Annotated in this window: 9 protein-coding genes; all 9 read right to left on the reverse strand. The window is 53.9% G+C overall.

The window, feature by feature from the left end:
- Positions 1-65: 65 nt before the first annotated feature.
- Positions 66-1,745 carry a methyl-accepting chemotaxis protein gene (locus tag QMZ65_RS10875; protein WP_283215971.1) on the reverse strand — a complete coding sequence of 560 codons (1,680 nt, stop codon included), beginning with the start codon at positions 1,743-1,745 and terminating at the stop codon, positions 66-68.
- A 165-nt stretch (positions 1,746-1,910) separates the two neighbouring features.
- Positions 1,911-3,581, reverse strand: coding sequence for a methyl-accepting chemotaxis protein (locus QMZ65_RS10880; protein ID WP_283215972.1), 1,671 nt, complete (start codon positions 3,579-3,581; stop codon positions 1,911-1,913).
- A gap of 249 nt (positions 3,582-3,830) precedes the next feature.
- On the reverse strand, positions 3,831-5,507 hold the full coding sequence (locus tag QMZ65_RS10885; protein ID WP_034821834.1) for a methyl-accepting chemotaxis protein: 1,677 nt from the start codon (positions 5,505-5,507) through the stop codon (positions 3,831-3,833).
- A gap of 170 nt (positions 5,508-5,677) precedes the next feature.
- On the reverse strand, positions 5,678-6,175 hold the full coding sequence (gene cheW / locus QMZ65_RS10890; protein ID WP_034821837.1) for a chemotaxis protein CheW: 498 nt from the start codon (positions 6,173-6,175) through the stop codon (positions 5,678-5,680).
- A gap of 22 nt (positions 6,176-6,197) precedes the next feature.
- Positions 6,198-8,180 carry a chemotaxis protein CheA gene (cheA, locus tag QMZ65_RS10895; protein ID WP_196250088.1) on the reverse strand — a complete coding sequence of 661 codons (1,983 nt, stop codon included), beginning with the start codon at positions 8,178-8,180 and terminating at the stop codon, positions 6,198-6,200.
- Positions 8,181-8,190: 10 nt separating this feature from the next.
- Positions 8,191-9,222, reverse strand: coding sequence for a flagellar motor protein MotB (motB, locus tag QMZ65_RS10900; protein ID WP_034821843.1), 1,032 nt, complete (start codon positions 9,220-9,222; stop codon positions 8,191-8,193).
- Positions 9,219-10,106 (reverse strand): flagellar motor stator protein MotA, encoded by an 888-nt coding sequence (gene motA / locus QMZ65_RS10905; protein WP_034821846.1) that lies wholly within the window; start codon positions 10,104-10,106, stop codon positions 9,219-9,221. Before motA ends, motB begins: the two co-directional genes overlap by 4 nt.
- 132 nt (positions 10,107-10,238) lie before the next feature.
- Positions 10,239-10,817, reverse strand: a complete 579-nt coding sequence (gene flhC, locus QMZ65_RS10910; protein ID WP_034821849.1) for a flagellar transcriptional regulator FlhC — start codon at positions 10,815-10,817, stop codon at positions 10,239-10,241.
- Positions 10,817-11,167: a flagellar transcriptional regulator FlhD gene (gene flhD / locus QMZ65_RS10915; RefSeq protein WP_034821852.1), complete on the reverse strand. Its 351-nt coding sequence runs from the start codon at positions 11,165-11,167 to the stop codon at positions 10,817-10,819. The genes flhC and flhD overlap by 1 nt, the downstream gene beginning before the upstream one ends.
- Positions 11,168-11,766: the final 599 nt, after the last annotated feature.

Raw genomic sequence — 11,766 nt, forward strand, 5'->3', positions numbered from 1 at the left:
TTAAATTGTGATACTGCGATTACTGCTGCGCTGCCAGTTGGGCCGCCTTGCGGCGGCCATACGGATTAAAAGGTTTCCCAGTTATCGTCCGCGCTACGTGCACCTGCGGGTTGAGCCAGCGCTTTGACTGCGGCTGGACGCAACATTTTTGGCGCTGTAGATAGGTTAACGGCCTGAGCGACAAATTCTTTACCAATATTGAACACCGCAACCGACTGTTTCAGTCGACTGGCCTGATCTTCCAGTGCGGCAGCCGCCGTGGCTGACTCTTCTACCAGCGCGGCGTTCTGCTGTGTCACGCGATCCATCTCGTTCACGGCCAGACCCACCTGGTCGATTCCGCGACTCTGCTCATCCGACGCCGAGGCGATTTCGCCCATGATGTCGGTGACGCGAGTGACGGCGTTGACGATGTTGGTCATGGTTTCGCCTGCGCTCTCCACCAGTACCGAACCGGTGTTGACGCGACTCACCGAATCTTCGATCAGACCTTTGATCTCTTTCGCTGCCTGGGCGCTGCGCTGTGCCAGACTGCGCACCTCACCCGCCACCACCGCAAAGCCACGGCCCTGTTCACCCGCACGTGCCGCTTCAACCGCCGCGTTGAGTGCCAGAATGTTGGTCTGGAACGCGATGCCATCGATCACACTGATGATGTCGGCGATTTTCTTCGAGCTGCCGGTGATCTCTTTCATGGTGGTGACCACGCCATCCACCACTTTGCCGCCGTGCTGCGCGGTTTCAGAGGCAGTCAGCGCCAGTTGTGAAGCCTGACGGGCGTTTTCGGCGTTCTGCTTCACGGTCGCGGTCAACTGCTCCATGCTGGCAGCCGTCTCTTCCAGAGAAGCGGCCTGCTGTTCAGTACGTGAAGAGAGATCGTTGTTACCCATGGCGATTTCGCTGGCACCGGTGTAGATAGCGTCTGAACCATCACGCACGGTACGCACGGTATTCGCCAGCTCCTGCTGCATGTGCTGCAGTGAGCTGAGCAATTCACCCATCTCGTTGCGCATGCTGACATCGATATGCTGTGTCAGGTCGCCGCGTGCGATGTGACGGATATGGTCGATGCTCTGTTTCAACGGACGAATCAGCACGTTGCGCATGCCGCTCCACACCATTGCAATTACCAGCAACGTCACCAGCAAGGTGCCAAGTACCAGCATAATGGAGTGTTGATAGGCGCTTTCGTTGGCATCAATACCCTGCTTTGCCAGCACGATGTTGTAGTTCAGCCATGCGGTATAATCCTTCTCGAATTTATCCTGCATACCCTGCGTTGGTTGATCGACAAAGCCTTTAAAGTTCCCGTTACCCAGGAAATCAATCAGCTCGGCCAGTCCACCACGGAAGGCGTTGTAGTTGGCCTGCAGCGTCTTAACGTTCTCTGCGCTTTTGCCCTTCTCAGACAAATTCGCGTTGAACTCGGCAAAAGCCTGGTCAGCGTTTTTCAACTCCTCACTTGCCAGCGCCACCAGTTCTTTCACGGTCGCACCTGATCCAGCCTGCTGGCTATCCAACAAATAGCGGATCCCTGCACGGTTCAGCGTGTTACGCGCCTGAACCAGCGATACCCAAGAGGTGCCCATCGCCCGTTGCAGCGTGCTGAGACGCTGGTTGTAGGCAAAATTCTCTTTATCGGCTTTCACCGTGGTAAAAAACATCCCTCCGGAAAACAGCTGCAGCAAGGCAAACAGTGCCAGCACACATAACAGCCCGGAAACGACACGAATACGACTAAACATAAACACCTCATTGGTTGGCGGATCGCTCCTGTTATCGGCGTTCGCAGGGGGATCTTTAAGTTGTCTGCAACGGGTTGGACCAGCGGGAATTAGGGAGGATCAGGGATAAATTAAAGTGTGCCGACAGGTGTGCGGGCGCACCTGCGTGCGCCCGGTTAAAAACGTTTAAAATGTCTCCCAGTTGCTGTTACTGACGGGCGCCGTCACGGCTTTGCGTGGTGCACTCAGCATTGGCTGCGCGCTCTGTGGCTGACGCACTGCGGCAGTGGCCTGTGAAGCACGCGGCACGCGGAACACCGCCACTGACTGGCTCAAACGGCTGGCCTGCTCTTCCAGTGACGCCGCTGCAGCGGCGGATTCTTCCACCAGCGAGGCATTCTGCTGGGTCACGCGATCCATCTCGGTGACGGCCTGGCCGACCTGATCGATACCGCGACTCTGCTCATCAGATGCTGAAGCAATTTCGCCCATGATATCGGTCACGCGCGTCACCGCACCGACGATATCATTCATGGTTTCACCGGCAGTACCCACCAGCTGTGAACCGCTGTTCACCCGGTTCACCGAGTCTTCAATCAGGCCTTTAATCTCTTTGGCTGCCTGCGCACTGCGCTGTGCCAGATTACGCACTTCACCGGCCACCACCGCAAAGCCACGCCCTTGCTCACCGGCACGCGCCGCTTCTACCGCCGCGTTCAGTGCCAGAATATTGGTCTGGAAAGCAATGCCATCGATCACGCTGATGATATCGGCGATTTTCTTCGAACTGCCAGCAATGTCATGCATGGTGCGCACAACACCATCCACCACTTCGCCACCTTTACGCGCGGTATCAGAAGCACTGAGCGCCAGCTGAGATGCCTGACGGGCGTTCTCGGCATTCTGCTTCACGGTAGCCGTCAGTTGCTCCATGCTGGCCGCCGTCTGTTCCAGCGAAGCCGCCTGCTCTTCAGTACGAGCGGAGAGATCGTTGTTGCCCGCCGAGATTTCGCTCGCGCCGGTAAAGATGGCATCAGAGCCGTCACGCACGTTGCTGACGGTACGCACCAGCGACTGCTGCATCTCATGCAGGCTGGCCGCCAGTTGGCTCATCTCGTTGCGTCCTTCCACGGCAATATGCTGCGTCAGATCGCCAGAAGCGATATGGCGGATATGGCCCAGCAGCTGATGCAATGGCTGGATCAGTACCGCACGCAGGCCAAACCAGCAGCCGACAATTACGAACACCACCACCAGCGCCACCACTGCCAGCAGCCACATCATCATATGGAACGCTTGCTGATTTTGCGCCACGCCTTCCGCCGCCAGTGTGCTTTGCGCCGTGCGCCACTCAGCATAGGTGGCCTTCATCTTCACCTGTTTGGCTTCAATGTTCTGCGCAAACATGCCTTGCAGATCGTTAGCTTTCAAACGTTCCAGCATCGCTTTCAAACCATCGTTGAAGGCGGCGTAGTCCGTTTCCAGGCGATCGCGCAGTGCGTCCGGCAAGCCTGGCGTACCCGGCAGATCGTAGTAACGCTGGTAGTGCCCGGCAGCCACATCCAGCTGCTTTTCAGTCTGTGCAATCAGCGCCTGAAGCTGGCCGCCGTTGGACTGTGCCGCCATGCTGCCCTGCATGCGCAGCATCGCGCGGTTTAACACGGTACGGGTCTGGTTGAGTTCGATCCAGGCATCGGACATCGCGCCGACGTTGTTGGTCGACGTCTGTGCCACGGCAAAAGCTTCTTTATCTTTTTGTAAGGCAGACCAGAACAATCCGCCGGAAATTAACTGCAAAGCACCAAAGACCAGCAAGACTGCGATCAGGCTGGTGACAACATTGATTCGTTTTAACATGAGTTCTCCAAAGAGTGAGGCATTTCGGCTCCCGCTGTTATCGACCGCAGTTGTTAAATTTTGAGGGGCTTTAACGGATTTTACGAAATATAATTCTGCCAATAACTTTCTTTACAGAGTTTTATAACTAAAGAAATTGTCATTAAAAAAAATGCGCCTTTATCGGGCAAACGATAAAAGCGCATTGATGCTTTTGGAATAAAAGGATATTGCGGCAGTGGGTGCGCCAGCGCACACCACTGCAAACGATTAAAACGTTTCCCAGTTACTGTCGCTGACTGGTGCAGTCACAGCTTTACGTGGTGCACTCAACACCGGCGGCGCGATCTGCGGATGGCGCACCACGGCACTGGCCATGCCAGGCTGTTCGGCACGCGGCACACGGAATACCGCCACAGACTGGCTCAGACGGCTGGCCTGCTCTTCCAGCGAAGCCGCTGCCGCAGCAGACTCTTCTACCAGCGAGGCGTTCTGTTGGGTCACGCGGTCCATTTCCGTCACAGCCTGACCGACCTGATCGATACCACGACTCTGTTCATCAGACGCTGAGGCGATTTCGCCCATAATATCGGTCACACGGGTGACCGCATTGACGATCTCACTCATGGTTTCACCGGCGGTACCCACCAGCTGCGAACCGCTGTTGACGCGATTGACAGAATCTTCAATCAGACCCTTAATCTCTTTCGCCGCCTGGGCGCTGCGCTGTGCCAGGTTGCGAACTTCACCTGCCACCACCGCAAAGCCACGCCCCTGCTCGCCAGCGCGCGCCGCTTCCACCGCGGCGTTCAGCGCAAGGATGTTGGTCTGGAAGGCGATACCGTCAATCACGCTGGTGATATCAGCGATCTTCTTTGAACTCCCGGCGATATCGCTCATGGTGCGTACGACGCCTTCCACCACGTTGCCGCCCTTCTGTGCGGTTTCAGAGGCACTCAACGCCAGCTGTGACGCCTGGCGGGCATTTTCGGCGTTCTGTTTCACTGTCGCGGTCAGCTGTTCCATGCTGGCTGCGGTCTGTTCCAGCGAGGCAGCCTGCTCTTCCGTACGAGCGGAGAGATCGTTGTTACCTGCCGAGATTTCACTCGCACCGGTGAAGATGGCATCAGATCCGTCACGCACGTTACTGACAGTACGCACCAGCGACTGCTGCATGTCATGCAGGCTGCTCGCCAGTTGGCTCATCTCATTACGGCCTTCAACGCTAATGCTCTGGGTCAGGTCACCCTGCGCGATCGACTGAATGTGGGCAATGTTAGTGTTCAATGGATTAATCAGGATGCGACGCAGGTTCACCCAGCACAGTCCAATCACCACTAATACCACCACCATGATAGCGCCCAGAATCCAGCTCATGCGGCTGAAGGCATCGGCATTTTTTTCCTGGCCTTGTGCTGCCAGTTTCGCCACATCCGCACGCCAGTCGGTGTAAGTTTTCAGGAACTTACTTTGGCTCGGTGCCACCGGCACGCTGCCCGCTTTCGATAAATCGTTGGCGAGAAGCGCATCCTGCATCTGGCTCAATGCCGTGGCGTAAGCGGTATAGCCCTCATCCAGTTGACCTGTGAGTTCCTTATTTTGTCCCGGTGTATCCGGAATCGCTTTATAGAGTTTGAAATTATCCGCTGCTTTTTGCTGGAACTGTTTGCTGTCGTTGAACAGCCCCTCAATATCCGGCTCTTTGTTGGCCAGTTTACTGGTGGCGATACGCAACTGGATGCGCGTCAACACAACACGGCTTTGGTTGAGGCTCATGTAAGCATCATTCAGCGCCGAAAGGTTTTGGCTCGCTAACTGCGACACATTGAAGCTGGATTTGTCGTCGTTTAAGGCTTTGAGGAATATTGAACCGGATATGACCTGCAGCAGGCCAAACATCAGTAGCACCACCAGCAGACTGGTGACGACGCGAATTTTTTTTAACATAGATAGCCCTGGGAAAAGTAAGTAAATGGAACGCAATATTTATCGGCGGGCGAGGCAGGGAGTTTAATGAAAGTTGTGTGAATAAATATTGTTATTATCTGATTTTTATAGGGATTATTTCAGAGCGGAATTATCACGGGCCGATGCTGCCAGCCCGTGATTGTCGATGATTACGCGCTACGCAGCGTATCCACCAGCGCCATCTCTTCGCTGCTCAGCAGCTTCTCGATGTCGACCAGAATCAGCATACGTTCGCCCAGTGCGCCGAGGCCGGTCAGGTACTCGGTGGACATGGTGACCGCGAATTCCGGTGCCGGACGAATCTGTTCCTGCATCAGAGACAGCACGTCAGACACGCCATCCACCACGATACCCACGACGCGGTGCTCAAGATTCAGCACGATCACCACGGTGTTTTCGTTGTATTCCACATCCTGCTGCGCGAACTTCACACGCAGGTCGATGATTGGCACGATCACGCCACGCAGGTTCGTCACACCCTTGATGAATTCTGGGGTGTTGGCGATACGCGTTACCTGATCGTAACCCCGAATCTCCTGCACTTTAAGAATGTCGATGCCGTACTCTTCGTCACCCAGGGTGAAAACTAAGAATTCCTGGCCCACGGTTTCGCCAGCGATTTTGGTCACGGTTGCCATGTCAGTCATTTTTTTGCCCTTTATTTATCTATTACGCTGCGGCACCGGCCACACGCTTTTCACGGTTCAACGATTGCAGTGCAGAGACATCCACAATCAGCGCCACACTACCATCGCCGAGGATGGTGGCGGCAGAAATGCCCGGCACTTTGCGGTAGTTGCTTTCCAGGTTCTTCACCACCACCTGATGCTGGCCAATCAGCTGATCCACCAGCAGTGCATAACGACGGCCTGCGCTCTGCAGAATCACCACGATGCCCTGGGTCGCGTCGGTTTTGGCATTCTGCACATCAAACACATTCCACAGCTCAACCAGCGGCAGGTATTCGCCACGCACTTCCAGCACGCGCTCGCCACCGGCCAGCGGTTTCAGCTCTTCAGCCGTTGGCTGCAGGGATTCCATCACCGCGTTCAGCGGCAGAATGAACACTTCATCCGCCACGCGCACTGACATGCCATCAAGAATGGCCAGCGTCAGTGGCAGCAGGATGCGAATAGTGGTGCCTTTGCCCTGCTTCGAAGAGATTTCGACGTGACCGCCCATCTCCTGAATGTTTCGTTTTACCACGTCCATGCCCACACCACGGCCGGACACGTCAGTGACCTGCTCCGCCGTTGAGAAGCCCGGTGCGAAGATCAGCATGCCGACTTCTTCATCGCTCATGCTGTCGCTGACCGGCAGGCCAGAGGACAGGGCTTTCGCCAGAATACGTTCACGGTTCAGACCGGCACCGTCATCGATCACTTCGATGCAGATATTGCCGCCCTGATGTTCCGCTGACAGCGTCAGATTGCCCACCGCTGTTTTGCTCGATGCCAGACGCTTCTCTGGCGTTTCGATACCGTGGTCAAGGCTGTTACGCACCAGATGCGTTAACGGATCGATAATGCGCTCGATCAGGCTCTTATCCAGTTCAGTAGAGCTACCCAGCAGCGTCAGCTCCACTTCTTTGCCCAGCTTGCTGGCCAGATCGCGCACCAGACGCGGGAAGCGGCTAAACACATACTCCATCGGCATCATACGAATCGACATCACCGACTCTTGCAGGTCACGCGCGTTACGCTCCAGCTGGCCCATGCTGTTCAGCAGGTCGCCGTGAGCCACAGGATCCAGTTCGCCAGAACGTTGTGCCAGCATTGATTGGGTAATCACCAATTCGCCGACCAGGTTGATCAGCTGATCCACCTTCTCAACCGCAACACGAATACTGCTGGATTCGCTGGTTTTGGCCGGCGCTGCCGCACGTTTCGCTTCACGTTTGGCTGGCGGGGTGATGTCGGTTACGGTGGCGGTTTGCACCGGTGCAGGGGCTTCCACCGCAACGGCTTCGGCAGGTGCTGCTGCGACGGCGGCCGCGCCTTCCGGGAAGTGAATCTGCGCTTCATCAATCACAAAACAGAGCACCGCAACGATGTCGTCTTTACCGACGCCATCAATGGTCACTTCCAGCGAGTTGGTGCCTTTCACCACGTTGGAGACAGTGCCGAGATTACCCAGCTCCTCCAGCATCAGTTCCGGCTCTTTCTCTTTCAAATCGATCAGTTGCAGGCGTAAACCCGCGGCCGCTGCCGGGGCGGCGGCGATCTCCACCACGTCGGCCACTTTTGCCGGCTCGGGTGCGATTCCTTTGGCTTCCAGCGCCAGCTGACGCAGTGCTTCGCAGATATATTTGAAGTTTTCTGCGTTGGGTTCCTGCGCCGTTTTATAGGCATCGAGCTGTTCTTGCATAATATCTTTGGTTTCCAAAAACAGGTTGATGATGTCGGTGCTAAGCTGCATTTCGCCGCGGCGCGCACCATCCAGAATGTTTTCCAGGATGTGGGTGGTTTCCTGTAAAACCGTAAAGCCAAACGTACCGGCTCCGCCCTTAATGGAGTGGGCGGCGCGGAAGATGGCATTCAACTGCTCGGAATCGGGCTCCTGGGGATCCAATCCCAACAGGTGTTGCTCCATATCCGCTAACAGCTCATCGGCTTCATCGAAAAACGTCTGGTAAAAATCGCTGATGTCCATGCTCACGGGATCACCTCGGCTGTGAGGGTTGGTCTGGTGTCACCGCGCCTGCCGCTGGCTGCGCTGCTGGTGCAGGCGCCACCGCACTGGCCGGCGAAGCCGGAGTCGCGGTAGAACTTGCGGGTGCAGCAGATGCAGCGGGACCGGTCGGTGCGGTAATGTCGGGAATAATTTGTGCCGGGTCAGTTATCTGCGCGGCATCGCTCTCAGAGTTCTCTTTCTCAATCGCAGCCTGGGTGTCATGGTTCAACACCAGCAGACTGATACGACGGTTTACAGCATCGTTCGAACCACGATTCTTTAACTTCATGGTGTCAGCCATGCCCACCACGCGCAGCATTTTGCCCCCATCCAGCCCGCCAATCACCAGTTCACGGCGTGAGGCATTGGCACGGTCGGCTGAGAGTTCCCAGTTACTGTAGCCGCGATCGCCCGTCGCATACTGGAAGTCATCCGTATGGCCAGCCAGGCTGATTTTGTTCGGAATATCATTCAGAACCGGCGCAATGGCGCGCAGGATGTCACGCATGTACGGCTCCACTTCTGCGCTACCGGTTTTGAACATTGGGCGGTTCTGGCTATCAATAATCTGAATGCGCAGCCCCTCTTCCACCATGTTGATGATCAGATGCGGACGCAGTGCTTTCAGACGCGGATCGGCTTCAATCAACTGGTCCAGCTTTTCGCGCAGACGATTCAGACGAATCTCCTCCAGCTTTTTCTTCTGCGCATCCATATCGACCACTTTCTTCACTTCGCCGTCTTTACGTGTTGGATCGTCACCGCCACCGGGAATCGGGCTTTCGCTGTCGCTGCTGCGCTGGCCACCGGTCAGCGCGACTTTCAGCGGTGTACGAAAGTATTCTGCAATCTGAATCAACTCTTTCGGGCTGGAAATTGAGAGCAGCCACATCACCATAAAGAACGCCATCATCGCCGTCATAAAGTCGGCATAGGCAATCTTCCACGAGCCGTGGCTGCCATGATGACCTTTATGTTTGCGCTTTTTAACCAGCACAATGGGGCGATTGCCTGCCTTCATGAGTTCTGATCCGAGGTTTGTTTCGCAGGATTTTTCGCGTTACGCACATGTTCTTCCAGCTCGGAGAACGACGGACGCTCAGCGGAATACAGGGTTTTACGCCCAAACTCCACGGCGATCTGCGGTGCGTAACCATTCAGACTGGAGAGCAAAGTCACCTTGACGCACTGCATCATTTTGGTGGTTTCAGCACACTTCTGACGCAGCACTGACGCCAGCGGCGAGATAAAGCCATAAGCCAGCAAGATACCGAGGAAGGTTCCCACCATGGCGTGTGCGACCAGCGCGCCCAACTCTGCTGCCGGGCGATCGGCTGAGGCCAGTGCGTGTACCACGCCCATTACCGCCGCCACGATACCGAAGGCAGGTAAGCCATCGCCCATGGCCGATATACTTTGCGCCGGCACTTCACACTCGTGCTCGTAGGTCTCGATCTCTTCGTCCATCAGCGCTTCGATTTCAAACGCATTCATATTTCCGCTCACCATCAATCGCAAATAGTCGGTAATAAAATCCACCAACTGTTTATCGGACAAAATACGCGGATAGTTAGCAAAAATTTCGCTCTGGCTGGGATCTTCAATGTCACGTTCTAATGACAGCATGCCTTGCTGACGTGATTTCGCCATCAGGCGATACAGCAGTGCCATTAAATCCATGTATACAGCTTTGTTATATTTCGAGCCGCGCATTAACATTGGCAAGGCTTTTAATGTTTTCTTGATCGACTTGCCATTGTTGCCCACTAAAAAGGCACCAATACCGGCACCGCCGATAATAATCAGCTCGGCAGGTTGATAAAGCGCCCCCAGATGGCCACCGACCATCATATAGCCGCCCAACACGGAGCCGACGACCACGATATAACCCAGAATAATCAGCACAAAAAATCCTTACGTCCGTAACGTGTTGGTAGAAGTTAAGCCAGAGAGCCGCAGGTGTTATTCGTAAATCGTGGGCAAAAAAAAAGCAGCGGACTAAGCCGCTGCTGGATGTTTTCCACGATGCGAACAAACTTAAACGGCGCGTTTAACCTGTTCATCCAGCAGTTGTGGAAAGGTATCGGCAGAATCTGCAGAAAGTTTACGTCTTTTTACGGCACGTGATGGCGGCTGGCACAGGCTGCAAACAAAGCTGCCAACAGGCTGATGAGCATGATTAATAAAGCTCCCGCCACAGCATTTACAGTCAGACAATTCCAGCATGCCGCTTTCAACGAATCGCACCAGGGTCCATGCACGCGTTAGCGCCAACAGCGGGCCCTCGTCCGATTGCGGACACTGCTCAAGATACAAGCGATACGCTTTGATGACCGCTTCAACACCATTGCTCAGCCCGGTTTTCAGCAGGAACTGCCAGGCATTACAGAACATGGATGAGTGAATATTTTGTTCCCAGGTCATGAACCAATCGGTTGAGAATGGCAGCATGCCTTTCGGTGGTGGTGCACCACGCAGCTCTTTATACAGTTTAATCAGGCGACCACGGCTCAACTGGGTTTCGCTTTCCAGCATTTGCAGTCGTGCGCCCAACGTAATCAGCTCCATAGCCAGCTGAATATCGCGCGCTTCCTGAACAATACTTTTCTCGGTCATTAAACCGCCCTCTTCTTCGCAGAAGCATCATCTTTTGACGCGTTCCGCAGTAAACGGCTGGATAATAAAATGCCGGTGTGGATTTGCTGCAGGTCATCCACGCGTGATTCTTGAGTCAAACGGTTAATATGGTTGTGATCGGTAAAGCGGAACTGGCAAACCAGTTGATTGGTTTCCGCTAATTTTACCATCTCAGGCAAGGTTAATTGCGACAATGCATCTGCCATCGATTCATCGATGCCTAAACGAAACATTGCTGAAGCTTTTTCCTGGTTAATTAAACGCTGAGCAAGAAGCAAATATGACAGATTGATGTCATATATATGTTTTAGTAATTCTGATGTACCCATTTTTTTCCATCCTGATAGACGCGACACATATACGGCCACAGAATTAAAAGTTCTATGGTTCGGGTTGCTGGTTGGTAAATCTAAAGATGGCAAAAAATAATCAGGCAAAGCCAACGTGTACTGAACTGTTTCACTTCCCGCCGGGACACTGATCAGTAGTAGTCAAAACTCCAGGCCAATCTTTTCTTGAGTTGTAACCATCTTCCGTGACGTCTGCTTACAGTTTTTTAAGACTAATCCGAAAACAACGCAAATCTATATCGTCTGATTTCTACATACAACGTGAGTGGTGCGAAATTTTAGATAAAGTGTGATCTGCGTCACACTTTTAAGGCAAATTTTTTCCTGGAAGCTTCAGTATTGCTTTTCTGTTGTGCGTTTTTTGAGCGAATTTGAATTGTTTAGCTAATATTTCACTCTAAAAAGCCCCTTTTTAGCCTGTGTGGTCGATTGTCATGACAACGCGATCTTTTATCTGTTTAGTTGGTTTTAAATGGAGACATGAAGCCACTTAAAACCATAAAGGCAGCATAATGTGCTGATTTTGGTAAAAACTATTTGCTTCTAAATTAATCACTTACAGGGAATATTGCTGAAAT

The sequence above is a fragment of the Pantoea sp. EABMAA-21 genome (assembly GCF_030053335.1).
Taxonomy (GTDB): Bacteria; Pseudomonadota; Gammaproteobacteria; order Enterobacterales; family Enterobacteriaceae; genus Pantoea; species Pantoea communis.

Bases quoted from the DNA above. Each gene is read 5' to 3' on its own strand.
- QMZ65_RS10875 (WP_283215971.1), bottom strand. From the start codon at position 1,745: ATGTTTAGTCGTATTCGTGTCGTTTCCGGGCTGTTATGTGTGCTGGCA.
- QMZ65_RS10880 (WP_283215972.1), bottom strand. From the start codon at position 3,581: ATGTTAAAACGAATCAATGTTGTCACCAGCCTGATCGCAGTCTTGCTG.
- QMZ65_RS10885 (WP_034821834.1), bottom strand. From the start codon at position 5,507: ATGTTAAAAAAAATTCGCGTCGTCACCAGTCTGCTGGTGGTGCTACTG.
- cheW (WP_034821837.1), bottom strand. From the start codon at position 6,175: ATGACTGACATGGCAACCGTGACCAAAATCGCTGGCGAAACCGTGGGC.
- cheA (WP_196250088.1), bottom strand. From the start codon at position 8,180: ATGGACATCAGCGATTTTTACCAGACGTTTTTCGATGAAGCCGATGAG.
- motB (WP_034821843.1), bottom strand. From the start codon at position 9,222: ATGAAGGCAGGCAATCGCCCCATTGTGCTGGTTAAAAAGCGCAAACAT.
- flhC (WP_034821849.1), bottom strand. From the start codon at position 10,817: ATGACCGAGAAAAGTATTGTTCAGGAAGCGCGCGATATTCAGCTGGCT.
- flhD (WP_034821852.1), bottom strand. From the start codon at position 11,167: ATGGGTACATCAGAATTACTAAAACATATATATGACATCAATCTGTCA.